The organism is Rhizobium sp. G187 (genome assembly GCF_051549525.1).
Lineage (GTDB): Bacteria > Pseudomonadota > Alphaproteobacteria > Rhizobiales > Rhizobiaceae > Allorhizobium.
The window spans coordinates 15,415-38,618 of record NZ_JBPUGM010000008.1; the positions used below are offsets into that span (position 1 = coordinate 15,415).

The 23,204-nt window shown below is 58.6% G+C and carries 20 protein-coding genes and 1 riboswitch; of the genes, 17 read left to right on the forward strand and 3 right to left on the reverse strand.

All coding sequences use genetic code 11. The annotated features are described in order from the left end of the window. The first annotated feature begins 254 nt into the window (after positions 1 to 254). From ACSV9I_RS19355 to ACSV9I_RS19365, 3 genes are read left to right on the forward strand one after another with little or no spacing between them, the layout of a single operon-like run. A complete protein-coding gene (locus ACSV9I_RS19355; protein ID WP_054158306.1) occupies positions 255 to 1,496 on the forward strand; it encodes an ABC transporter substrate-binding protein in 1,242 nt (413 codons plus the stop codon). Further along, the gene (locus tag ACSV9I_RS19360) at positions 1,493 to 2,443 is read left to right on the forward strand and encodes a carbohydrate ABC transporter permease (protein ID WP_245281441.1); all 951 of its coding nucleotides are present in this window, start codon (positions 1,493 to 1,495) and stop codon (positions 2,441 to 2,443) included. Before ACSV9I_RS19355 ends, ACSV9I_RS19360 begins: the two co-directional genes overlap by 4 nt. Then, positions 2,440 to 3,258 carry a carbohydrate ABC transporter permease gene (locus ACSV9I_RS19365; RefSeq protein WP_054158305.1) on the forward strand — a complete coding sequence of 273 codons (819 nt, stop codon included), beginning with the start codon at positions 2,440 to 2,442 and terminating at the stop codon, positions 3,256 to 3,258. Before ACSV9I_RS19360 ends, ACSV9I_RS19365 begins: the two co-directional genes overlap by 4 nt. 77 nt (positions 3,259 to 3,335) lie before the next feature. On the opposite strand, the gene ACSV9I_RS19370 is transcribed toward ACSV9I_RS19365, so the two are convergent. Continuing rightward, complete coding sequence (locus tag ACSV9I_RS19370) at positions 3,336 to 4,532, reverse strand: ROK family transcriptional regulator (protein WP_438330432.1); 1,197 nt, start codon at positions 4,530 to 4,532, stop codon at positions 3,336 to 3,338. Positions 4,533 to 4,844: 312 nt separating this feature from the next. Between ACSV9I_RS19370 and ACSV9I_RS19375 the strand changes: the two genes are divergently transcribed. Both ACSV9I_RS19375 and ACSV9I_RS19380 read left to right on the forward strand, forming a co-directional pair. Further along, positions 4,845 to 6,335 (forward strand): PLP-dependent aminotransferase family protein, encoded by a 1,491-nt coding sequence (locus tag ACSV9I_RS19375; protein ID WP_438330433.1) that lies wholly within the window; start codon positions 4,845 to 4,847, stop codon positions 6,333 to 6,335. A 173-nt stretch (positions 6,336 to 6,508) separates the two neighbouring features. Then, positions 6,509 to 7,891, forward strand: a complete 1,383-nt coding sequence (locus ACSV9I_RS19380) for an aminotransferase family protein (protein ID WP_438330434.1) — start codon at positions 6,509 to 6,511, stop codon at positions 7,889 to 7,891. A 54-nt stretch (positions 7,892 to 7,945) separates the two neighbouring features. Here the strand turns inward: ACSV9I_RS19380 and ACSV9I_RS19385 are convergent, their stop codons facing one another. Beyond that, positions 7,946 to 8,698, reverse strand: a complete 753-nt coding sequence (locus ACSV9I_RS19385) for an SDR family NAD(P)-dependent oxidoreductase (RefSeq protein ID WP_438330435.1) — start codon at positions 8,696 to 8,698, stop codon at positions 7,946 to 7,948. A 30-nt stretch (positions 8,699 to 8,728) separates the two neighbouring features. Then, positions 8,729 to 9,469: a sulfite exporter TauE/SafE family protein gene (locus ACSV9I_RS19390; RefSeq protein ID WP_054158300.1), complete on the reverse strand. Its 741-nt coding sequence runs from the start codon at positions 9,467 to 9,469 to the stop codon at positions 8,729 to 8,731. 421 nt (positions 9,470 to 9,890) lie between these two features. Here ACSV9I_RS19390 and speB point away from each other — a divergent pair, with 421 nt between their 5' ends. The 12 genes from speB to ACSV9I_RS19450 all read left to right on the forward strand — a co-directional run bounded on the left by speB (position 9,891) and on the right by ACSV9I_RS19450 (position 23,202). Beyond that, positions 9,891 to 10,865, forward strand: a complete 975-nt coding sequence (gene speB / locus ACSV9I_RS19395; protein WP_438330436.1) for an agmatinase — start codon at positions 9,891 to 9,893, stop codon at positions 10,863 to 10,865. Between the two features lie 76 nt (positions 10,866 to 10,941). Further along, entirely contained in the window at positions 10,942 to 12,075 is a 1,134-nt protein-coding gene (locus ACSV9I_RS19400) for an extracellular solute-binding protein (RefSeq protein WP_438330437.1), read from the forward strand. A gap of 90 nt (positions 12,076 to 12,165) precedes the next feature. Further along, a complete protein-coding gene (locus tag ACSV9I_RS19405) occupies positions 12,166 to 13,260 on the forward strand; it encodes an ABC transporter ATP-binding protein (RefSeq protein WP_438330438.1) in 1,095 nt (364 codons plus the stop codon). Beyond that, positions 13,257 to 14,141 (forward strand): ABC transporter permease, encoded by an 885-nt coding sequence (locus ACSV9I_RS19410; protein ID WP_438330439.1) that lies wholly within the window; start codon positions 13,257 to 13,259, stop codon positions 14,139 to 14,141. Before ACSV9I_RS19405 ends, ACSV9I_RS19410 begins: the two co-directional genes overlap by 4 nt. Before the next feature lie 7 nt (positions 14,142 to 14,148). Further along, a complete protein-coding gene (locus ACSV9I_RS19415) occupies positions 14,149 to 14,940 on the forward strand; it encodes an ABC transporter permease (protein ID WP_438330440.1) in 792 nt (263 codons plus the stop codon). A gap of 287 nt (positions 14,941 to 15,227) precedes the next feature. Then, a riboswitch (cobalamin riboswitch) is annotated at positions 15,228 to 15,460 on the forward strand. Positions 15,461 to 15,695: 235 nt separating this feature from the next. Continuing rightward, positions 15,696 to 16,490, forward strand: coding sequence for an ABC transporter ATP-binding protein (locus ACSV9I_RS19420; RefSeq protein WP_438330441.1), 795 nt, complete (start codon positions 15,696 to 15,698; stop codon positions 16,488 to 16,490). Positions 16,491 to 16,507: 17 nt separating this feature from the next. Continuing rightward, entirely contained in the window at positions 16,508 to 17,467 is a 960-nt protein-coding gene (locus tag ACSV9I_RS19425; protein WP_438330442.1) for an ABC transporter substrate-binding protein, read from the forward strand. A gap of 54 nt (positions 17,468 to 17,521) precedes the next feature. Further along, positions 17,522 to 18,532, forward strand: coding sequence for a FecCD family ABC transporter permease (locus ACSV9I_RS19430; RefSeq protein ID WP_054158292.1), 1,011 nt, complete (start codon positions 17,522 to 17,524; stop codon positions 18,530 to 18,532). 71 nt (positions 18,533 to 18,603) lie between these two features. Then, a complete protein-coding gene (locus ACSV9I_RS19435; RefSeq protein WP_054158291.1) occupies positions 18,604 to 19,392 on the forward strand; it encodes a DeoR/GlpR family DNA-binding transcription regulator in 789 nt (262 codons plus the stop codon). 91 nt (positions 19,393 to 19,483) lie between these two features. Further along, on the forward strand, positions 19,484 to 20,995 hold the full coding sequence (gene glpD / locus ACSV9I_RS19440) for a glycerol-3-phosphate dehydrogenase (protein WP_438330443.1): 1,512 nt from the start codon (positions 19,484 to 19,486) through the stop codon (positions 20,993 to 20,995). A 44-nt stretch (positions 20,996 to 21,039) separates the two neighbouring features. Beyond that, the gene (locus ACSV9I_RS19445) at positions 21,040 to 22,119 is read left to right on the forward strand and encodes an ABC transporter ATP-binding protein (protein ID WP_438330444.1); all 1,080 of its coding nucleotides are present in this window, start codon (positions 21,040 to 21,042) and stop codon (positions 22,117 to 22,119) included. A 12-nt stretch (positions 22,120 to 22,131) separates the two neighbouring features. Beyond that, complete coding sequence (locus ACSV9I_RS19450; protein ID WP_438330445.1) at positions 22,132 to 23,202, forward strand: ABC transporter ATP-binding protein; 1,071 nt, start codon at positions 22,132 to 22,134, stop codon at positions 23,200 to 23,202. The last annotated feature ends 2 nt before the right edge of the window (positions 23,203 to 23,204 follow it).

A 23,204-nucleotide genomic window follows, 5' to 3' on the forward strand; every position in this document is an offset into this window, starting at 1 on the left:
CCTTGCGTAGTTTTTTATAGTTCGTCAAGGTGCCGAACATAATTTGCCGTTTGCTATTGCGCAGAAGACGCAGGTTGTGCTCCCGGGCAGCTGAGTGTGGCAAGAAGCGCTTGACACGATGAAACTCCCGTATTTAATTCGTCTTGGTCACGAACAAATTCGGACTAGCAACGAATCCACCGGGCTCGGTGCCCGTGATGTGTGAGTGGAACGTTATCAAGCCGGGCGAAAGCATCGGGAAAAAGGGGAACGCGATGAAACTCTTGAAATGGATAAGCGGTGTAGCACTGGCTACGACCATGTTGACGCAGCCTCTGTCTGCCGCCGAGCTGAAACTGCTTTGGTACGTGGAAGATGATGCACAGGAAGCGATCATTCGCAGCGTGTTGGATAAATACACGGCGGAGCATCCAGAGACGACGTTCGACCTGCAGATCACGCCCTACAGCGGCATGATTCAGAAATTCCAGCAATTCGCTGCGTCTGGGATTATGCCCGACGTTTCCCTGACCTCTTCGATGGAACCGGTCATCAGGCCGTTTCTCGCCGATCTCAATACCGAAATCGGCCCCGAATGGATCAATGACTTCGTCAAGGGCTGGGCCGATGGCGCTCGCTACGAAGGCAAGGTTATTGCAGCACCGCTCAATGTGACCTCTACAGGCATCTTCTACAATGTTGATGCCTTCAAGAAGGCCGGCATCGAGCTGCCCGCCCAGGACAAGAGCTGGACTTGGGAAGAGTTTGTTCCAAAACTCAAGGAAGTCGCTGAAAAATCCGGCACTCGCTATCCGCTGGTCTGGGACGTTTCGGCAAGCCGCTGGATCGTTCACCAGTTCCAATACGGCAATCATATCTTCTCCGAGCAGGCTCCGATCAAGGTCGTCATGGACGAGGCCAAGTGGCAGAAGTCGCTGGACGATTTCATCGCGATCACCAAGGACGCGATGCCGCCTGGCCTGTGGAGTGGGGCAAGTTCCGACAATCCGAAAGAATTGTTCATGGGCGGCCAGGCCGTCGCCTACATGTCTGGCAGCTGGCAGATCCCGACGCTCGCCAACAACGGTGCCTTCGCCTGGCAAGCTGGACCGACACCTTACGGAACGACCCGCTCGTCCATTTATGGCGGTGACTATCTCGTCGCCTTCAACACGAGCCCGAACCTCAAGGAATCGGTGGAATTCATCAAGTGGATGACGAGCCCGAAAGTCCAGGCAGAGTATGCGAAGCTTCTTGGGGTCATCCCGGCCAATATGAAGGCCGAAACGGTCGACTACGGCAATGCGATGGCCTCCGATGCCGTCAAAATTATGCAGGCGGAGCTGGATGGAAGCCCTGTCTATGCGGCAACTGACCAGGCCTGGCCTGAAATGCAGGCTGTCTGGGGCCCCATCAAAACCGCCGTTACTCAGGCCGTTGCCGGTCAGATCACCTCGGCAGAAGCTGTGGCCGAGATAAAGAAGGCGGCCGATGCGGCCGTTGAGGCGGCGCAGTGAGCACGACCAGCACCATCAGCACAGAGACGACGGCCGAAAGGCCGTCGTCTACCAAGCCGCTGGCCGAAGCGAAGCGACAGCTCTGGCCGTATTTCCTGATGCTGCCCACAATGGCGCTGATTGTTGCATTCACGCTCTATCCGCTCGTCCAGGGGCTCTACATGTCGCTCTTCAAGCGCGGCGTGGTCGTCCTGCCCCAAGTGCCGCAGACGCTTCCGCAATTTGTCGGGTTGGACAATTTCATCGGCCTGATCGACAACGCTGATTTTCGCACTTCACTGCTGAAAACAATCATATTTGTCGTGATTGCCGTACCGCTCAACGTCATCGTGTCATTGGCACTAGCTCTGCTGCTTCAGCCGCAGACGAAACTGTTCGCCTTTGTGCGCACCGTGGTGTTTTTTCCCTCGATGATCAGCCTGTTGATCATCGGCATCACCTGGCGCTGGCTCTTCGGGCTCAACAACGGCCTGGTAAACTACGCCCTGTCATTGGCGCATATAGCGCCGGTTCCATGGCTGGAACAGGACACGATGGCCCAGATAGCCGTTGTCGTTGCCTGGGTCTGGTGGCAGTCGGGCGTCAACATGATGATCTTTCTTTCGGGACTGACCGCTATCTCGACCGACTATTACGAAGCAGCGTCGATCGACGGCACGAGCAAGTGGCGGCAGTTTACCCATATAACGCTACCGCTTTTGCGCCCGACCATGGCTGTGGTCGTTGTGCTGTCGTCGATCGAAGCCTTCAAGGTTTACGAACTTGTGGTCTCGCTGACTGGCGGCGGCCCGGGCAAGGCCACTGTCTACCTGATCCAGACCATTTATGACACGGCGTTTCAGCTGCCAATGCAGGCAGGCATGGCGGCGGCCCAATCCGCCGTTCTCTTTGTCGTCCTGATGGTTCTCGCAATCGTGCAATTGCGGCTTTCAAGGAGCAGAGCATGACAACTGCCCATTCGCCCGCGCGTCTCGCACTCGTCGCTCTTGTGCTCGCAGTGTTCCTGTTGCCGCCGGTATGGCTGTTTCTTTCCGCCTTGAAACCGCAGGCGGAGATATTCCAGTGGCCGCCAACGCTCTGGCCGGCGAACCCGACGCTGGAAAACTTCGTTAACACCCTGTCGCGAGCCCGTTTCCTGTTGTTCTTCAAGAACTCGGCTATCGTCTCGATCCTGTCGGCTCTTCTGTCGGTGACGATCAGCGTGATGGCCGGTTATGCCTTGGCAAAGTTCCGCTTCAAGGGCGACACGGTCTTCTTCCTGCTGATCATGTCGTCGCTGATGGTGCCACTACAGATCATCATGATTCCCGTCTTCCTCGTTCTGCGCGATCTTGGCCTGCTTGAGACCCTGGCGGGTGTCATCATCGCGCCTGCGGCAACGCCAACAGGCGTTTTCCTAATGCGTCAGTACATTGTGAACATTCCCGACAGCCTGCTCGAGGCAGCGCGTCTCGACAAGACGCCGGAATGGCGGATCCTGTGGCGGATCATTGTGCCTCTTTCTGTCCCGGCCATCGGTACGCTTCTCGCGTTCAATCTCGTATGGCGGTGGAACGACTATCTCTGGCCCTTCCTGATCATCACCGACCAGGACCAGTGGACTGTGCAGCTCGCCATCGCGAATTCGATCGGTCGATTCGGCATCGACTGGCCGAAATTGCTCTCGATGTCCGTACTGTCCGTGCTGCCGGTGTTGGTCGTCTTCACCGCGCTTCAGCGGCTGATGATGGGTGGCATCATGGCCGGAGCAACGAAGGAATAAGGTCCTCCCAAGACCCAGAGGAAACACCCGCCGGTCATCTCGATCGGCGGGTGTTTCTGTTTGTGGGAAGACCAGGATTAAGCGGTCGCCGTCGGCAGGCGCATTTCGGTGGGCAAATCCTGAGGCGAAAACAGCGCGTTGTGCAGCTGATTGAGAGCAATCGCAACGGCGCCCATCAATGTGGCACGGGATCCGAGAGTGCTGGCTTCCACAGAGATCGTCCTCTTCGTGCAGGCTGGCAGAGCCTGCTGGATAAGCCGCTCCATCAGGGGATGACGGCCCACATTGCCCCCTAGGATGATCTTTTGCGGATCAAGCATGGCGTCGACCGAAACGACAAGGAGTGCAGCCAGTCGGGCTGTCTCCTTAATTGTGGCAAGCGCACCGGCTTCGCCACCTTCTGCTTTCTCGAGCACATCGCGCGCCGTCAGTCCACCGTCGCCCGATCCGTAGCGATTGACGATCCCCCGGGCGCCAATCGCGCATTCGAGCGCTCCCCGCTCCAGGCTTTCGGCGGCGTAAGGGTCAGAACCGAAAGGAAGATAGGAAATTTCACCTGCCGCGCCCTTTGCGCCCCGCATGAGCTTTCCGTTCACCAGGGTGCCGAGACCAATGCCCGTCCCAAGAGAAATAAATGCAACGCAGTCGAGGCCGATGCCGTTACCCTTCCAGCTTTCGCCGATAACGGCCGCATTGACGTCATTCTCAATGATCACGTCGCAGCCGAGCACATCCTGCAGCGTGCGCCGCATATCCATGCTGGCGACGTCGGACATATTGGGGGCGAGCGACAGCATCCCGGTTTCCGGATCCACCACGCCTGGCGTTGCGACGGCGGCCAGCAACACTTTGCTGCGCGGAATCTTTGCCTTCGTCAGGCTCTGTTCGATCAGGTTGTTGACGTGGTCGAGCAGTTTCTTCCCTGTGTGCCCTTCTACTGGCGCCTCGATCTCCTCTGATATGCCGCCCGCAATGTCGACGATGGCCGCGCGGATCGTCGTGGCCCCGAGGTCGATGCCGATCACGCATCCAGCGTCCGGCGCAACTTCATAGGAAACAGCACTGCGCCCGACTTTGCCCGACACAACACCTTTAACTCGGACCCAGCCGGATTCCTCCAGGGTACGGATCACCTCGGACATGGTTTGTTTCGAAAGACCGGTTTTCTTGGCAAGATCGGCGCGTGAGGTTGGACCTTCGTGCAGCAGGATTTCCATTGCGGCACGCACGGAGATTTGGCGTAGCATCGGTGGTGTACTGGTCCAGATGTTCATCCGCTTGCGCCTCCCTCAATTCTGCCCGTGTCAAGCTGCGGGCGAAAATCATCGCATGCACCATGATCGAATGCAAATAGTTCGTTCTAGTGACGAATTATTTCATGTTTGGTTGTCTGACTGAAGTTCGAAAATTCGAAGTTGTCTAGCGCCTCGTGGTCAGTGGCAGCAGCAATGCACAGCAGATCGCTTAATCAAGGTGGGATGGCTTGCAAAGGCCAGATTCCGTGAACAAGCTTCAGCCTATCATATCGCATGGTTCGGTCACGCCTACATAGAACCAAATGGCCTGGTTCTTGCTTTTGAAGTTTCATGAAAATCTCACAGCTTCTTCTTCCCATAGATACGGTATGGCCTCGTGTTTTCGACGCTGTCGATCGCGGCGGCGCGCCATTGAACATCCAGATCCGCCGCATGATCGTCAGGGCGACAGAGACGGGGATGCTGGCGGCCGAAACCCGTCTGCCCTCTTCACGCCAACTTGCATCCATGTTGGGCGTGGGGCGCAACACGGTGACGGCTGCCTATCAGCAGCTGATGGATGAGGGCTTCCTGATCTCACGTCATCGTAGCGGTATTTTCGTGTCTCCCGGCATCAGGCCGGCGCAGATCAGAACGAGCCCGAAGCGAACAGCAGACTGGTCGGCGAAATTCGTTGTTAGACCATCACGCCTGAACCATATCACCAAGCCAAGGGACTGGCGTTCCTATCCCTATCCCTTTCTGTCGGGCCAGTATGACCCGGGCCTATTTCCGACCAATAACTGGCGGGAAGCCGTCCGTGCGACCTCAAGTGTCCAGGAAATACAGGGCTGGGCAGCCGACATGATTGATGACGATGATCCCGATTTGATCGAGCAATTGCGGGTGCAGGTGCTGCCGCGACGCGGGATCTTTGTCCAGCCTGAAGAGATCATCATCACGTTGGGCTCGCAACAGGCGCTTGCGATGATCGTCCAGCTATTCATCGATCGCGAGACCCCAGTCGGTCTGGAAAACCCCGGTTATCCGGATCTGCGAAACATGGTAAGTCTTTCCACACAGAACACCCGCTTTTTGTCCAGTGACGAAGATGGCGTGGTTCCAGACCAGATTTTCTCCGGCTGCCATATTGTCTTCGTGACGGCTGGCCATCAATGCCCAACCACGACCGTGATGTCGGCAGAGCGGCGCAAGCTCTTAGTCAAGGCGGCAAGCCGTAGCGATCTTCTGCTGGTAGAGGACGATTACGATGCTGATCTGTCGGTGGAGACTGACCGGGACATACCTTCGTTGAAGAGCATGGATACGGCGGGACGTGTCCTCTATGTCGGCAGTTTCTCCAAGGTTCTGGCTCCCGGATTGCGCATTGGATATGTGGTCGCGCCGAAACCGGTGATCGACGAATTGCGGGTGTTGCGACGTCTGATGCTGCGTCATCCACCCACCAACAACCAGCGGTCACTGGCCACATTCATTGCACTCGGTCACTACCGACAGCATCTTGCTCAAGCAGGTTCCGTGATCGCCGAGCGGGCGCGTCTGATCGCCAAACAGCTGCCTGAGGTTATGCCTTCCTGTAAATTCGTGCGCGGCGAAGGTGCCACGAGTTTCTGGATAGAAGGACCTCCCCAGCTTGATGTGCGGTTTGTGGCGAGTGTTGCGAAGGCGCAAGGTATTCTGATCGAGGCCGGAGATATCTTCTATTCCGATGCCGCGGATGGCAAAAACCACTTTCGGATCGGGTTCAGTTCGATCGCCTCAAACCGCATCGCTGGTGGGCTCGCGAAGCTCGGCGCGATCGTGGAGGAGCAGTGTAGATGAGCGCTGGCTCATGGTTTGGGGCAGGATCCAGACAGGAGTTTTGGGGGTGCCAGGGAGCCGGACGAGGGCAAGGGCAGCGGTTCGCATGCTAGAGCTTGCAGACACCAAACGCTTCGCAAAGACCTATCGGTGTTTGCGAGCAAGCCCCGTTATCCCAGGAAGACGTTCCAGCCATGAACATGATCCAGCAGCCCAACGACATCCGCGACATCATCGAGGCAGACCGTGCTCATGTCTGGCACCACCTCCTGCAGCACAAGCCTCTGGAGACCAATGATCCGCGCATCTTCGTTGAAGGCCGCGGCATGCGGCTTTGGGACGCGAACGGACGCGAATTCCTGGATGGCCTATCAGGCGGCGTGTGGACAGTTAATGTCGGCTTCGGCCGGGTCAGCATCGCAAATGCCGTGCGGGACCAACTGGTCAAGCTTAACTACTTCGCAAATTCGGCCGGCTCAATTGCCGGGGCAGAGTTCGCCCAGAAGCTGATTTCCAAAATGCCCGGACTGACCCGCGTCTATTATTCGAACTCCGGCTCGGAAGCGAATGAAAAGGTGTTCAAGATGGTGCGCCAGATCGCCCATCGCCACCATGGTGGACGCAAGTACAAGATTCTCTACCGCGAACGCGATTACCACGGCACCACGATCGGAACGCTGGCCGCTGCCGGCCAGCCGCAGCGGCGCGAGCAGTATGGTCCGATGCCCCCGGGCTTCGTCGAAGTGCCGCATTGCCTGGAATATCGCAGCCAGTACGGCGCAATCGAAAACTACGGTGAGCGAGCTGCCGAAGCGATCGAGGAGGTCATTCTGCGCGAGGGACCGGATACGATCGGCCTTCTGTGCCTGGAACCGGTCACCGCCGGTGGCGGCGTGATCGTCCCTCCCGCAGGCTACTGGCAGAAGGTCGGTGAGATCTGCCGGAAATACGACATCCTGCTCCATATTGACGAAGTGGTCTGCGGCGTCGGGCGAACCGGCCTGTGGTTCGGCTACCAGAATTTCGGCATTGAGCCGGATTTCGTCACCATGGCCAAGGGCGTGGCATCGGGTTACGCGGCGATTTCCTGCACAGTCACCACCGAAAAGATATTCGACATGTTCAAGGACGACCCTGAAGATCCGATGTCGCATTTCCGCGATATCTCAACGTTCGGCGGCTGCGTGGCAGGGCCCGCTGCCGCGCTTGAAAACATGCGGATCATCGAGGACGAGGGTCTTCTCGACAACACGCTGAAGATGGGATCAAGGCTGATTGCCAATCTTCAAGCGCTGTCGGAGCGTCACGCTGTCATCGGCCATGTTCGCGGTGCTGGCCTCTTCTGCGGCGCAGAGCTGGTGGCGGATCGGCAGACCAAGGAGCCGGCACCGGAGAGGCAGGTTCAGGCGGTCATCGCAAACTGCGCCGCTCAGGGCGTGCTGATCGGCGCGACCAACCGCTCGCTGCCCGGCCTCAACAACACGCTGTGCCTTGCGCCCGCCCTCATCGCAACCGAACAGGATATCGATCAGATCACCGACGCCATCGATACCGCCCTGACGACCGTCTTCGGCTGACGGTCACTGCTGGTCAGCGGGGATTTTGGGAGAGACTGCACAAGTCTCTCCCTCTCATCCTCGATGGATCTGGAACGGCGCCCAGGACTGGCTGACCGGCATCACTTCCAGGCTGTTGATGTTGACGTGGGAGGGCAGTGACGCCACCCAAGCGACCGTCTCGGCAATGTCTTCGGGCTGCAGCGGATTGGCGCCGGCATAGAGGCGATCATAGGCCTCGCGGTCACCGCCAGTGCGCACCAGTGTGAATTCGCTCTCCGACAGACCGGGTTCGATAGAGGTCACGCGCACCCCCTTGGCGGACAGATCGCTGCGAAGCCCCAGCGAAAACTGTCTGACAAAGGCCTTGGTGCCTGCGTATACATTGCCCCCCGGATAAGGCCAGCTGGATGCGATGGAGGCCAGATTGACGATCAGCCCGCGCCGTTCGATCAGTTGGTCGAGCAGCAGGCGCGTGATGGTCACGAGCCCCGTCACATTTGTGTCGATCATTGTTTTCCACTGGTCGAGATCGCACTCCTGGGCGGGGCCGGTCCCTAGCGCCAATCCGGCATTGTTCACAAGAACGTCGATCTTAGAAAAGGGGTCTGCAAGAGTGGCCATGGCCGCCGCTGTCGCTTTCTCGTCCCGAATATCGAAGCAGAGGGAGGTGACGTACTGTTCACCGCCGAGTTCTTCAACCAAGGCGTCCAATCGATCCTGACGTCGACCTGTCACCACCACCCGGTTGCCCTCACGTGCAAACCGTTGGGCGATGGCTTTCCCGAAGCCGGATGTGGCCCCGGTCACAAGAACGGTTTTGGACATGGTTGGCGTCTCCTTACTGGATGTCATGGGTCAGGCGGTTGCGATGGCATAAATTGTTTGGAGCAGGCCGGCTACAGCGATGAGGACAAGGCCGATTCCAGCCACGCGGTCCCAAACATGCTGCGGCAGCCGGTGTGAGAGAACATAGCCTGCAGCGAAACCGGCCACGGTCAGCGGACAATAGATTGCCAGCAATCCAAGAAGTTCGGCATCGATATCACCCATGGAGGCGCGGGCCGCCAGCGTGAACATATCGACCACGCCGAAGAAGATCGCGAGCGTTCCGCGTACGCAATCCCGCTTGACGCCACCCGCCAGAAGCCAGGCGGCGATGAGCGGGCCACCGACCGCAAATGCCGAGAGAAGAAGGCCCGTAACAAATCCGATGCCGATGCCAAGCGCCTTGTGCGCCAGCCAGGAAGGCGGATGGGCAATCAATGCGACACACGCAGCAACGACAATCGTTGCGGACACCAGAATGCGTGCAATCTCTCCTTCCAGGTAGGGAACGAGAAGGCTTCCGCACAATGCCCCGATCAAGCCGCTCGTCATCAACATGCGCGTCACACGCCAGTCGATCGGACTGCGTCCCCGGTCGACCACGGTAAATGCAGTCAACATAAGATCGTTGATGAGGATAAACGGCACCATACCGGTCGGTGAAAACATCCCTGCCAGGCCAAGGGCTGCCACCAGTGCATAGCCGAAGCCGGTGACACCCCGGAAAACACCTGCGCCGATTGTAACTGCGCCGATGATCAGAGCGTCCATACGAATCTCCCAATGCCGCCGAACAGCCGAGTGTCGGGCTATGTTAAGCAGTCATACGGGCAGGTCCTGCGACCCGGCAGATCCAGCTGTGTGCAAGCATGGAGCCAGGCATTCCCCATGAAGTTTTGTAGATTATGATTTTCTTACAAGGAGCTTAAATTCAACTTTTCTGGCACTTCTGTATGATTTTAGTGGTGACGTGCGTCGATAGGCTGTAAATAATCCGCCTAAAAAATAGGCAATTTGCGGTAATTTTGTACGCATCTCAGGCTTATATTTGAACAAGTAAACACAAAAAATCGAAACATGTGATAATATACGTCGACATGTTTCGTGTTGCTGTTGATGCATTGTTGTCAGGCGATCTCTTCGTGCTAGCTTAGCCCCTCAATAACAGCAGGCAAAGCTGCATGAGGACTGCATGAATTCTGGCGATTTCCAACCTGTTTCCGGTTTCGACTTACCCCGTTTTGCGGGCATCGCCACCTTCATGCGTCTGCCATATGTCACGTTCGAAGACCCCCGCATTTCCGAAGTTGAGATCGGATTGATTGGCGTTCCCTGGGATGGAGGGACGACGAACAGGCCCGGACCGCGTCATGCACCCCGCCAGCTTCGTGACTACTCCACCATGATCCGCAGTCGGAACGGGGTAACGAGATCCAAGCCTTTCGAGCTGGCGCGCTGCGCCGATCTCGGCGATGTCGGTCCAAATCCCGCCGATGTCCAGGATTCGATGGATCGCATCACCGCTTTTTATTCCAAGGTGGTCGATGCCGGCATCCTCCCCTTGAGCGCTGGCGGCGACCATTTGTGCACGCTGCCGATCCTGCGGGCACTGGCGAAGGATCGCCCTCTCGGCATGGTACATTTCGACAGCCATACGGACCTCTTCCACTCCTATTTCGGTGGCTTCAAATATACCCATGGCACCCCCTTCCGCCGTGCGGTGGAGGAAGGCCTGCTCGATCCCAAGCGTGTCTGCATGATCGGCATCCGAGGCCCTGCCTATGATTTCGAGGACCGCGATTTCGCCGATGCCGTTGGCATCCGGGTCATCCCGATCGAAGAGTTTCACGCCCGCGGCGTCGAGGACGTCATGGCCGAGGCCCGCGAGATCGCAGGCTCTGGCGAAACCTATGTCAGCTACGACATCGACTTCATCGACCCCGCCTTTGCGCCTGGCACCGGTACGCCGGAGATCGGCGGCCCGAACAGTTTCCAGGCGCTGGAAGTCGTGCGGGGCCTGAAAGGTCTCAACATCATCGGCGCCGATCTGGTCGAGGTCTCGCCCCCGTTCGATACGAGCGGTGCGACGGCCTTTCTCGGCGTCACCATCATGTTTGAACTTTTGTGCGTGCTAGCCGAATGCAAGGCACGCAAGCACAGAGCCTGAGACATTCAAAAGAACAAGGACCGGATAACCGGCTGATCGATCGCCATGGGAACCTGACAAAACTGGGAGCATACCAATGACTTTGTTTTCTGCGCCACTGACACGCCGTACCCTCCTGAAAACCTCCGCAGCCGGCGCCGGTCTTTTGGCCGCGCCTGCGCTCATTTCCTCCAGTGCGCTCGCCTCCTCCGGCGAGCTGAACTTCACCGGCTGGGCCGGTTATCCCGGCATGGCGGAAAAAGTCTTCCCCGCCTTCGAGAAGGCGACCGGCATCAAGGTCAACTTCACCGAACAACCTGACCAGGACACGATGTTCGCCCAAGCCAAGATCTCGCTTGAGACGGGCACGTCTGACGTTGTCGAGCCGACGCTCGACCGTGTCTCCGCCTGGAACGCCAATGGCCTGCTGCAGGGCTGGGATACCAGCAAGCTCGCACTCGACAACTACGCTCCGGGTCTGGCCGACGGCTCTGCTGATGAGCTTGCAACAATCGATGGCCAGAAGCTGATCGTGCCCTCCGTCTGGGGTACGGAAGCACTCGTCTACAACACCACCGACTTCCCGACTGAATATGGCAAGGCAAGCCTCGCCGACCTGTTCAACCCGGACAACCAGATCACGGTCCGCGGCCATTCGGCGCTTGCCGCCATAGGCCGCTGGCTCGATGCCGAAGGCAAATTGCCCAAGCCGTGGATCGATGGCTACAAGGACGAAGCCACCATGGTTGAGCTCTGGGACATTGTCCTGGCTGAAGCGATCAAGGCCAAGGGCAACATCGTCCAGTTCTGGGGTGGTGAGAATGATGCCCAGGCTGCCTTCCGCACCAATGGTGCCGTACTCGGCCTCTGCTGGGATTCTACTGGCTTCAATCTGAAGAAGGAAGGCGGCTACAGCTACGTCGCTCCGAAGGAAGGCGCGTTTGCCTGGAACCAGGGCCTTGTGCTTCTGAAGAATGCAAAGAACGTCGAGCAGGCGCATGAATTCGCCAAATGGGCGTCGACCGCTGAAGGCTCCGCCCTTTGGGCCACCGCCTTCTCCGCCAATCCCGTCGGCAAGGGCGGTATCGACCTCATGGATCCGGCCGTTTCCGAATTCTACAAGGCCAGCTTCCCCGGCGATGCCGTGAGCAAGCTTTACTGGTGGCCGAGCCAGGCCGCCTGGTTCCTCGCCAAGCGCGGCGAGTATGCCGACAAGTACAAGGCTGCTTGAGCGTTTTGAAAGATCATGCCGGCCGCCTTGGCGGCCGGCATAGGAGCCAGATGAGGCCCGCGCCGGGCCAAGGGGAATGAACCAGACGCAATGAGTGCCAGTGTCGAACTTCAAGATGTATGTGCCGATTTCGGCCCGTTCCGCGCCGTCGACAACGTGTCGCTGTCGATCAGGGCCGGTGAATTCTTCTCCTTTCTCGGTCCGTCCGGATGCGGCAAGACAACCATTCTGCGCATGGTCTCGGGTTTCATATCGCCGACTTCAGGCACGATCCGCATCGGCGGCAAGGACATGCAGGGGCAGCGCCCTAATCAGCGCCCGACGGCGCTGATCTTCCAGAACCTCGCTCTCTTTCCGCTGATGCCGATCTGGGAAAACATCGCCTTTGGCTTGGAAGCGAGAGGCGTCGACAAGAAGGCGCGGCGGCAGAAGGCCGAGGAACTTCTGGCACTGGTCGATCTGCCGAATGCAGCCGACAAATCTGTGAGCCAGCTTTCCGGCGGCCAGAAGCAGCGCGTGGCGATAGCCCGCGCGCTTGCCGTCGAACCATCCGTCATGCTGCTCGACGAGCCGCTGTCGGCGCTCGATCTGAAGCTGCGCCAGCATATGCGGGCTGAATTGCGTGCGATCCAGAAGCGCACCAATGTCACCTTCATCTACATCACCCATGACCAGGGTGAGGCGCTTGCCATGTCCGACCGGGTCGCGGTCATGTCTCATGGCAAGCTGCAGCAGGTCGCAGTTCCCCGCGAAATCTACAACAATCCCGCAAATGGCTTCGTCGCGACCTTCGTCGGCGAAACCAACTGTTTTACCGGTACGCTCTCTGCCCGCTCCGGTGCCGTCGGCGACTTCCAGACCGAGAACGGTGTTTTCCGCGGCAAGCTGGGGGTCGACATCGATAACGGCGCCAAGCTCTATGTCCGACCGGAGCATGTGCGCCTGGATGCACGCGCCACGGATGGCAACACGATTGCGGTAGAGGTCACGGATATTGCCTTTGAAGGCAATTTCATCTCGATCAAGACCGCGGATGCCTCTGGCCGGACAATCGTCTCCGAAATCCGCAATGACGGCTCAGTCGCCATACCGGACCCCGGCGCCCGGCTGTTTGCCAATTTCGAGATGGACCACGCCTTCATTCTCGCCGATGAAACCACCACGAGCGCGGCGGAACCGGCATGAAGGATCTTGTCGAACGCTACGGTGCTGGCCTGACGCTCATCATGTGCCTGCTGGTCGCCTTCTGGCTCCTGCTGCTCGTCATCGTGCCAAACCTCTATCTGTTCGAAAACTCCTTCAGACCCTATCTGCCGGTACAGGAAATGGGCGGCCCGAAGGATGTCTATACACTCAAGAACTACCTGACCTTCTTTCAGAGCCCGATCCACATCTCGGTCTTTATCTGGACGGTCCTCTATTCCTCGATCGTGACCGCGATCTGTTTCGCCATTGCCTATCCGCTCGCCTACTACCTGTCGAAAAAGGCATCGCTCAAGAGCCTGCCGACCATCTTCCTGCTGCTCACCATTCCGCTCTGGGTCAGCGAAATCATGCGCTCCTTCGCCTGGTTCATCATCCTGTCGCTGAAGGGACCGCTCAACTACATCCTGCTCGATATCGGTCTCATCGAACGCCCGATCCGCTGGATGACTGGTTTCCGCAGCGTGATGATCGGCCTCGTCTACACCTATGTCCTGTTCATGCTGTTCCCGGTCTACAATGCGATCCAGTCGCTCGATACGAGCCAGATCGAGGCGGCGGACGATCTGGGTGCATCCTGGTGGCGCATCCACTGGCGCGTGATCCTCCCCCATGCCAAACCGGGCATCGCTTCTGGATCCGTGATGGTCTTCATGCTCTCGGCCGGGTCTATCCTCGTGCCGACGCTGCTCGCGTCGACCAATTCGCGCTGGTTCACGGAAATCATCCAGCAATGGATGTTCGAATCGCTCGACTGGAATACGGGCGCGGCCTACGCATTCCTGCTTCTGATCCTGTGCACGCTCTTCGTCACCGCCGTGATGCGGATCTTCCGCGTCAAACTGTCCGACATTGCGAAGTGAGGCCGGCATGACCCAGAAATCCGACTGGCTGTTTCGCGTCTATCTCGTAATCTTCCTTGCCTATCTCTTGCTGCCACTGGTGGTCATGGGCGGCGCCGCCTTTAACGACACGCGGTTTCCCTCCGTGTTTCCCTGGCAGGGATTTACCCTGCAGTGGTTTGTCGAATTGTGGAACGATGCTCGCCTGCTGAACGCCTTCAAGAACACCTTGCTGGTTGCGCTCGCTGTCGTCGCGATCTCTGTCCCGATCGGCACCGCCGCTGCCATCCTCGTCAACAATCTCGGCGGCACGCTCCGATCCACACTCTATGGAATGATGGTCGCGCCCGTGCTCACGCCCGGCGCCGTCATCGGCATATCGACCCTGCTGTTCTGGAATTCGCTCGGCGTGGCCCCCGGCCTGCATCTCGCGGTCCTCGGCCAGGCCTCCTATATCTCGGCCTTCGTGATGTTGTTGGTCCTTGCGCGCCTTCAGAGTTTCGACCGCTCGCTGGAGGAAGCAGCCCTTGATCTCGGTGCAAGCCATATGATGGTTCTGCGCCGCATTCTTCTGCCGCATCTCTACCCGGCACTGGGTGCTGGCGCCGTTATCGCTTTCTTCCAGTCGATCGAGAACTTCAACGTAACGCTCTTCACACGCGGCCCCTACGATACCTTGACCGTCTACGTTTTCTCGAAGGTCCGAAGTGGGATTACGCCAACGATCAACGCGCTCTGTGTCATCCTGATCGCCGCGACCCTGCTCGGCGTCCTGATTATCGAGATCCGCCGTCGCAGCGTGGGCCGTCCTCAGGCTTGACCTCCAATCGACCTCCGGCACAGGTAGGAACGGCGCCTGATCTCCGGCTGGCTTGCTGAGCTGGCCCGGAGATGCCACTTCCGCAGGCGGCGGATTGGCGACTGTCTCTTACTGGGGGGATCGGACTGCACTACCCGCGTTTGCCCGGTGTTTCTCCAGGCTTTCATCGTCTGAGACGGCACGCGCCTAAGCACGGGAATTTCCTTGCACTCGCATTGTAATGATATTACAGAACGCAGGAATTGATTGATGCGCAGGTGAGGGGCTTGACCAGCAGAGCTTTGGCACCCTATTCAGAAGGGGACGGTTCCCTCATCGGATGACTTCGAGGGGATTAATAGGGAACACGGTGAGGACGACCCATACAGGGACCAAGACCGTGGCTGCCCCCGCAACTGTAAGCGGATTGCCGTTCATCCTGGTGGCGTGAGAGCGCCAAGCCACTGCGAAGTTTCGCGGGAAGGTTGATGATCTGCACATATCCGTGAGCCAGGAGACCTGCCGTCAAGAGAAATGTAACTGCAGCGGACGGGGTGTTCCGATGGATCTGAATGGAAAATTGCGCTGGTCGCCAGCGCATGAAAAATTTGCCATTTCGCCTCCCGGTCAGTCCTTGGGGGGAAAGTCGTGGCAAGTCTCACATATCACCAGCTAATCCATTGCCCGGGATGCTGTGGCATCGGCATGGCTGACATGGTTCGCGCGCGGATGCCTTGGACCCCGCTGCCCCCTGACACCAAGCAGGGGCGTCTCTAATGAGCTGTGACACGCAAGGAGTTGGTATCCAGGTCTCAGATCTCGGCTGGGGGCCGGATGCCGCACGCTTTCTCATCCGTGACGTCAGCTTCGCTCTGAAAGCCGGCGATCGATTGGCTATTATTGGTCCGAATGGAGCAGGCAAGACCACCCTGCTTCGCTGCCTCTACCGTGGCCTTATGCCCCGAGAAGGTCGGGTTCATATTGAAGGCGAAGACATCTGGCAGATGCAGGCCCGGCGCGTTGCCCAGAAAGTTGGCGTTGTTCTGCAGGAGATGCCGGCCGACTTTCCATTCAACGTCCGCGATGTCGTGATGATGGGCCGAATTCCGTGGCGTACCGGGCTATCCGGCTGGACGGCCGAGGATCGCGACCAGGTTGATCACGCGCTCGAACACTTGAGCCTGGCGGATATGGGCAAGCGGCAGTTCTCGACATTGTCGGGTGGTGAGAAGCAGCGGGTGCTCGTCGCCCGCGCGCTGGCGCAGCAGCCGCAGATCATGATCCTCGATGAGCCGACAAATCATCTCGACATCCGACACCAGCTCGAGATTCTCGACCTCCTGGGACGGCTGAAGCTGACCATTATCACCACCTTGCACGACATCAATCTGGCAACCGATTTTGCCACCCATGTGGGCTTGATGAATGCCGGGTCCCTGACGGCTTTCGGCGATCCTAAATCGGTTCTGACCGAAAAACTTCTGTCTCGTACCTTCGGTGTGACGGCCAATCACAGAGCCGATGATCACGGCCGATTGTCCGGCTTCTCATTTTCCCTTGCCGCTTCCTGATTTTGAAAGGGTCTCTCATGCCTGCCGCCTTGTTCTCCCGATTGGTCTTCGGTGTTGTCGCCACGTTCCTCGCAACCAGCGCACTGGCGGCTCCGGTGACGGTGAAGAGCTGCAATCGAGAAGTCACCTTCGACGCGCCGCCAAAGCGTGCCGTTTCAAACGACGTCAATCTGACCGAGATGATGCTCGCCTTGAAGCTACAGGATCACATGGTCGGCTATACGGGTGTCTCGGGATGGAAGACGCTGGATGAGACCTTGCGTGAAGGCGTGAAGGAACTCCCGGAGCTTTCGCCGAAGTACCCGACCAAGGAAGTGCTGCTCGACGTGGACGCTGACCTTTACTTTGCTGGATGGAACTACGGCATGAAGGTTGGCGGCGAGGTCACCCCCGAAACGCTCGAACCGTTCGGCATCAAGGTCTACGAATTGACCGAATCCTGCATCCACATCATGGCGAAGAACAAGCCGACGATGGAGGACATGTTCACCGATATCATCAATCTTGGCCGGATTTTCGCGGTCGAAGATAGAGCAGAGGCGCTGGTTGCCGGTTATCGTGCGGGCCTTGATCAGATTACCACCCGCATCGGTGCGATCGAAAAGCCGACGCGTGTCTTCGTCTATGATTCCGGCACGGAGAAGCCCTTCACGTCAGGTCGTTTCGGTATCCCGACAGCCATGATCGAAGCCGCCGGCGGGGTGAACATCATGGATGATGTCGAAAAAAGCTGGACGGAAGTCTCCTGGGAGCCGGTTATCGAGCGCAATCCGGAAGTCGTGGTGATCGTCAATTATGGCGATGTGACCGCCGAGCAGAAGATTGCTTTCATGAAGGAGAACCCCGCCTTCAAGGCCATGGACGCCGTGAAGCAAGACCGCTTTGTCATACTCGAATATGTTGAAGCCACGCCCGGTCCGCGCAACATTGACGCTATCGGCCGACTTGCCGATGCCTTCCATCCGCGCAACATGTAAACCGCTCTGCCGGGGCCGCTGTCGCGGCCCTCTCTGCGTGCGAACGGAATTTCCATGCCCCATACCAAGATCATCGGCTGGACAGGGATTGCCTGCCTGGTCATCATTCTCTGCATCACGGCAGGCGTTTCCTTTGGCTCGTCGCCCATCCCGGCGAAAACCGTGTGGCAGATCGTCGGCAATCAGTTCGTGCCTGACTGGTTTGAGCCGACCTGGTCGCCCGGGCGCGAGAGCATTGTGTGGGATGTTCGTTTTCCCCGAGTCGTTCTTGCCGCCCTGGTCGGCGCTGGACTTGCCGTTGTGGGAGCGGTTCTTCAAGCAGTCACCCGCAATCCGCTGGCCGATCCGCACCTGCTGGGCGTGTCTTCCGGCGGCGCGCTTGGCGCAATTATCGCATTGCTCCATTCCGGCCTGATCTTCGGGCTGGTCACAGTGCCGCTTTTCGCTTTCGCCGGTGCCTTGCTTGCAACGTTCGCCGTTATGGGTGTGTCTCGCTATGCCGGTGCCGCAGCAGACCGGCTGGTCCTGTCCGGCGTGGCGATCGCCTTTGTCGCGACGGCACTCGGCAATCTGGCGATCTTCCTTGCGGATCCGCGTGCCGCTCATACAGTCATATTCTGGATGCTCGGTGGGCTTGGCCTCGCCCAATGGTCACATTTGCTCTATCCGGCGATCGCTCTTTTCGGTTCGCTTGCCTTCCTGATCGTCCGGTCCCGTGAGATCAATGCGCTTGCGATGGGTGATGAGACGGCTGCGACCTTCGGCATTTCGGTGGTGCGCTTCCGCGCCACCCTCTTCGTGGTGACTGCCTTGTTGACCGGGGTCATGGTCGCTTTTTCCGGAGCGATCGGATTTGTCGGCCTGTTGGTGCCACACTTCGTGCGCCTCGTTTTTGGCAGCGACAATGTCCGGGTCATCCCGATCTCTGCCGTCTTCGGCGCGGTCATCCTGGTGTTGGCCGATATTGTCGCACGAACCATTATGGCGCCAGAGGACATGCCGATTGGCGTCGTGACGGGACTTGTCGGTGGGGTAACCTTCATCCTCCTTTTGCGCCGGCGATAGCGCCCCCAGCCCTATTGCCCAAGTTTCGTTTTCCCATAAACTGAAATCAAACGAAGTAGGGGAGGCGAAACATGTTGTTGTCTGCACGCCAGGCCGAGATCATTGCCTTGGCTAAGGAACATGGTCGAGTGCTTGTCGAGGAACTCGCGGCACGCTTTGCTGTGACGCCGCAAACCATCCGCAAGGACCTCAACGATCTCTGCGATGCCCGCGCCTTGAACCGTATTCATGGCGGTGCGGTCTTCCCCAGCAGCAACGAGAATGTGAAATACGAGGCCCGTCGCTCGATGGCGGCCCAGGAAAAGCAGGCGATCGGCCGTGCGGCCGCCGCAATGATCCCGGACAATGCCTCGCTCTTCATCAACATCGGCACTACAACGGAAGCTGTCGGCGAAGCTCTTGTTGACCACCGTGAATTGATGGTGATTACAAATAACATCAATGTTGCCAATCGCTTGAGAGTTTACCCCTCGATTGAGGTCGTCATCGCCGGTGGGGTTGTGCGCGGAGCTGATGGCGGTATCGTCGGCGAAGCGGCGGTCGATTTCATCCGGCAATTCAAGGTGGACTACGCCGTGATCGGGGTTTCGGCGATCGATGAGGACGGCGCACTTCTCGATTTCGACTTCCGTGAAGTGAAGGTGGCCCAGGCGATCATCGCCAATGCCCGACACGTAATTCTAGTCTCCGATGCGTCGAAATTCGAAAGAACCGCACCGGTGCGGATCGGCCATATCTCGCAGGTTCAGACCTTTATCACCGATCACTGCCCTTCCGCCGCTTTGCGGGCGATCTGCGCAGAACAGGAAGTGAGCCTCGTCGAAACGGACGCGCTGCCGGTGAATCGAACCGAAAATTAAGTTTCGTTTGACACTCGTTTGATTTTCAAATTAGATATACGGGCTTTCGCAATTGCAATATATGCTGCATTGCGAAATAATTGGAGGTCCCATGTCTGAGCATCCCATATACGATCTTTTCGTCATCGGCGGCGGGATCAATGGGTGTGGCATTGCTCGGGATGCTGCGGGACGGGGGTATAGCGTCGCGCTCGCGGAAATGAATGATTTCGCCTCCGGTACGTCATCGGGCGCCACCAAGCTTATTCACGGCGGTCTTCGCTACCTTGAGCATTACGAGTTTCGTCTCGTTCGCGAGGCGCTGATGGAGCGCGAGGTTCTCTGGCAGATGGCCCCACATGTGATCTGGCCGCTGCGTTTCGTCTTGCCGTTCCAGAAGGGTGGCATCCGGCCAGCCTGGCTGATCCGCCTCGGGCTTTTCCTTTACGACCATCTGGGTGGCCGCAAACTCTTGCCGGCGACGAAGACCCTGGATCTTCGGCGCGACGTTGCCGGGCGTCCGCTCAAGCCGATTTTCTCCAAGGCCTTCGAATACTCCGATGGTTGGGTCGATGATGCGCGTATGGTCGTCTTGAATGCCCGGGACGCCGAAATCCGGGGCGCCAGGATTTTGAGCCGAGCGCGGGTGACGTCGGCTCGCCGCGAAGATGGTCATTGGCTGATCACGACAAAATCCCAGCGCAATGGATCCGTAGAGACGCATCGGGCTCGGATGTTGGTCAACGCGGCTGGACCGTGGGTCGATCAGGTTCTTGCTGGCGCCTTCGGCCGCAACAACGTGCACAATGTTCGCCTCGTGCAGGGCAGCCATATCGTCGTCCGGAAGAAGTTTTCAGATCCGCGGGCCTATTTCTTCCAGAATCCGGACAACCGCATCATCTTTGCCATCCCCTATGAGGGCGATTTTACCCTGATCGGCACGACCGATCAGGATTATACTGGCGATCCCAAGGATGTTCGTATCAGCGCGCAGGAGGTCGATTACCTCTGCAATGCCGCGAGCGAATATTTTCAGGAGCCGGTTCGAAGCGAAGACATTGTCTGGAGCTATTCGGGCGTGCGCCCGCTTTATGATGATGGCGCATCCAAGGCCCAGGAAGCGACGCGTGACTACGTCTTGAAGGTCGAGGGGCAAGACGGCGAGCCGCCACTCCTGAACGTGTTCGGCGGCAAGCTCACGACCTACCGGCGTTTGGCCGAGCATGCTGTCGAGAAGATCGCTGACGCAATCGGAGAAAAGGGGAAATCCTGGACGGCTGGAAGCCGTTTGCCCGGTGGTGATTTCGATGCGACAGCTGCCGCATCTGTGGTTGTAGATCTCATCAAAGCCTACCCCTTCATTCAGCGTCACCATGCCGAGCGGCTTGTCCGCTGCTATGGGACAGACGCAAAGCAGATTCTTGGTGCGGCCCAAAGGATCGAGGATCTTGGCCGTTATTTTGGTGGTACGCTCTACGAGGCTGAGGTTCGCTGGCTGGTTGAGCGGGAGTGGGCGGTCAGCGCGGAAGACGTGCTGTGGCGCCGGACAAAGCAAGGATTATTCCTGACGCCGGAGGAGGCGAAGGGACTGGACATCTATCTGAGGATGGGTGCCGCCGCATAGTGCAGACGTGAATGACCGACGGTTTGGAGGAGGCCCGAGGAAAAATGCTTGAACTGCGAAATATCTCGAAAATGGTCGCGGGGGGATATCACATCCATCCGACCGATCTGACGTTGCAGCGGGGAACGCTCAACGTCCTGCTCGGCCCGACCCTGTCGGGAAAGACGTCATTGATGCGACTTATGGCGGGGCTCGATAAGCCGACGTCCGGCAGCATTGTCGTGGATGGCGCGGACGTTACGGCGGTTCCCGTCCAGAAGCGCAACGTCGCGATGGTCTATCAGCAGTTCATCAATTATCCGGCGCTGACGGTTTACGAAAACATCGCCTCGCCGATGCGCGTTGCCGGCAAGGACGCGGCCACTATTGACCGCGAGGTCCGCAAGGCAGCCGACCTGCTGCGCCTGACACCTTATCTCGACCGTACGCCGCTCAGCCTCTCTGGAGGACAGCAGCAACGCACGGCGCTCGCCCGCGCCATCGTCAAGAAGGCCAATCTCGTCCTGCTCGACGAGCCGCTCGCCAATCTCGACTACAAACTGCGCGAGGAATTGCGCGAAGAACTGCCGAAGATCTTCGCCGAATCCGGCGCGATCTTCGTCTACGCAACGACCGAACCGTCCGAAGCCCTGCTTCTTGGCGGCAATACCGCAACCTTGAGCGAAGGCCGCATCACGCAGTTCGGCAGCACCATCTCGGTCTACCGCAAGCCGGCGGATCTCGCTTCCGCCCGCATCTTCGCCGATCCGCCGCTCAATACGCTTGAGGTCGTGAAGAGCGGCACCCAGTTTCAGCGTGATGGACAGACCGTGCTTGCTGTCCCCGCCCATCTGACCGCCATCCCGGACGGCCCCGTCACCGTTGCCTTCCACCCGCACCATCTCTCCTTGTCGGCTCCGTCAGGATCGGTTGCTCTGAGAGCACGAACCCTCGTCTCGGAAATCGCCGGCTCGGAAAGTTTCATCCACGTCGAATATGGCAATGCCCGCTGGGTCAGCCTGGAGCATGGCATCCACGACATCGAGCCCGACCGGGAAATCGACGTGTATGTCGACACCCGACACCTGATGGCTTTCGGTGCCGAGGGCCGCGCCCTCGGCGTCTCGCCCGAACTGGCAGCGTGAGGGAGGACCGACATGGCGCGCATCAATCTCGACCATATCCGCCACGCCTACACCCCGGCCGCCCGTGCTGCCGGCGATTATGCCCTCAAGGAAGTTCATCACGAATGGGATGACGGCGGCGCCTATGCGCTTCTCGGCCCCTCCGGTTGCGGCAAGACGACCCTTTTGAATATCATCTCGGGCCTGCTGCATCCCTCGGACGGTCGTATCGAATTCGATGGCGTGGACGTTACCAACCTGCCGACCCAGGCTCGCAACATTGCACAGGTCTTTCAGTTCCCGGTCGTCTACGACACGATGAGCGTCTACGACAATCTGGCCTTCCCCTTGCGCAATCGCCATGTGCCAGAAGATCAGGTAAGTCGTCGAGTGAATGAGATCCTCGACATGATCGACCTCCAGCCCATGGCCCGCAAACAGGCGCAAGGGTTGACGGCCGACCAGAAGCAGAAGATCTCGCTTGGCCGCGGCCTCGTCCGCTCCGACGTCAACGCCATTCTCTTCGATGAGCCTCTGACGGTTATTGATCCGCACATGAAATGGGTGCTGCGCTCGCAGCTGAAGCGGCTGCACCGCCAGTCCGGCTTCACCATGGTTTATGTCACCCACGACCAGACCGAGGCGCTCACCTTCGCCGACAAGGTCGTCGTCATGTATGACGGCCAGATCGTCCAGATCGGCACGCCTGCCGAACTCTTCGAGCGCCCGAGCCACACCTTCGTCGGCTATTTCATCGGCTCACCGGGCATGAATGTGATGCCGGCCAAGATCAATGGCGCAACGGCAACCGTTGGCGACCAGGCGATCGCCCTGGCCGGTGCGCCAAAGCTCGGCAATCCGTCGAAGATCGAACTGGGCATCCGCCCCGAATTCGTGCGCCTCGGCCGCGAAGGCATGGCCGTCACGGTCTCCAAGGTCGAGGACATCGGTCGCCAGAAGATCGTGCGCGCCCGCTTCGGCGACCAGCCGCTGTCAATCGTTATCTCGGAAAATGCCGAGGTCCCGACCGATCCGAAAATCACGTTCGACCCCGCAGGTATCGGCATCTTCGCCGATTCCTGGCGCGTAGGTTTGGAGGGCTGACG

Excerpts from the sequence above, each read along its gene's own strand:
- ACSV9I_RS19355 (WP_054158306.1), top strand. The coding sequence starts at position 255 with ATGAAACTCTTGAAATGGATAAGCGGTGTAGCACTGGCTACGACCATG.
- ACSV9I_RS19365 (WP_054158305.1), top strand. The coding sequence starts at position 2,440 with ATGACAACTGCCCATTCGCCCGCGCGTCTCGCACTCGTCGCTCTTGTG.
- ACSV9I_RS19370 (WP_438330432.1), bottom strand. The coding sequence starts at position 4,532 with ATGAACATCTGGACCAGTACACCACCGATGCTACGCCAAATCTCCGTG.
- ACSV9I_RS19375 (WP_438330433.1), top strand. The coding sequence starts at position 4,845 with ATGAAAATCTCACAGCTTCTTCTTCCCATAGATACGGTATGGCCTCGT.
- ACSV9I_RS19380 (WP_438330434.1), top strand. The coding sequence starts at position 6,509 with ATGAACATGATCCAGCAGCCCAACGACATCCGCGACATCATCGAGGCA.
- ACSV9I_RS19385 (WP_438330435.1), bottom strand. The coding sequence starts at position 8,698 with ATGTCCAAAACCGTTCTTGTGACCGGGGCCACATCCGGCTTCGGGAAA.
- ACSV9I_RS19390 (WP_054158300.1), bottom strand. The coding sequence starts at position 9,469 with ATGGACGCTCTGATCATCGGCGCAGTTACAATCGGCGCAGGTGTTTTC.
- speB (WP_438330436.1), top strand. The coding sequence starts at position 9,891 with ATGAATTCTGGCGATTTCCAACCTGTTTCCGGTTTCGACTTACCCCGT.
- ACSV9I_RS19400 (WP_438330437.1), top strand. The coding sequence starts at position 10,942 with ATGACTTTGTTTTCTGCGCCACTGACACGCCGTACCCTCCTGAAAACC.
- ACSV9I_RS19405 (WP_438330438.1), top strand. The coding sequence starts at position 12,166 with ATGAGTGCCAGTGTCGAACTTCAAGATGTATGTGCCGATTTCGGCCCG.
- ACSV9I_RS19410 (WP_438330439.1), top strand. The coding sequence starts at position 13,257 with ATGAAGGATCTTGTCGAACGCTACGGTGCTGGCCTGACGCTCATCATG.
- ACSV9I_RS19415 (WP_438330440.1), top strand. The coding sequence starts at position 14,149 with ATGACCCAGAAATCCGACTGGCTGTTTCGCGTCTATCTCGTAATCTTC.
- ACSV9I_RS19420 (WP_438330441.1), top strand. The coding sequence starts at position 15,696 with ATGAGCTGTGACACGCAAGGAGTTGGTATCCAGGTCTCAGATCTCGGC.
- ACSV9I_RS19425 (WP_438330442.1), top strand. The coding sequence starts at position 16,508 with ATGCCTGCCGCCTTGTTCTCCCGATTGGTCTTCGGTGTTGTCGCCACG.
- ACSV9I_RS19430 (WP_054158292.1), top strand. The coding sequence starts at position 17,522 with ATGCCCCATACCAAGATCATCGGCTGGACAGGGATTGCCTGCCTGGTC.
- ACSV9I_RS19435 (WP_054158291.1), top strand. The coding sequence starts at position 18,604 with ATGTTGTTGTCTGCACGCCAGGCCGAGATCATTGCCTTGGCTAAGGAA.
- glpD (WP_438330443.1), top strand. The coding sequence starts at position 19,484 with ATGTCTGAGCATCCCATATACGATCTTTTCGTCATCGGCGGCGGGATC.
- ACSV9I_RS19445 (WP_438330444.1), top strand. The coding sequence starts at position 21,040 with ATGCTTGAACTGCGAAATATCTCGAAAATGGTCGCGGGGGGATATCAC.
- ACSV9I_RS19450 (WP_438330445.1), top strand. The coding sequence starts at position 22,132 with ATGGCGCGCATCAATCTCGACCATATCCGCCACGCCTACACCCCGGCC.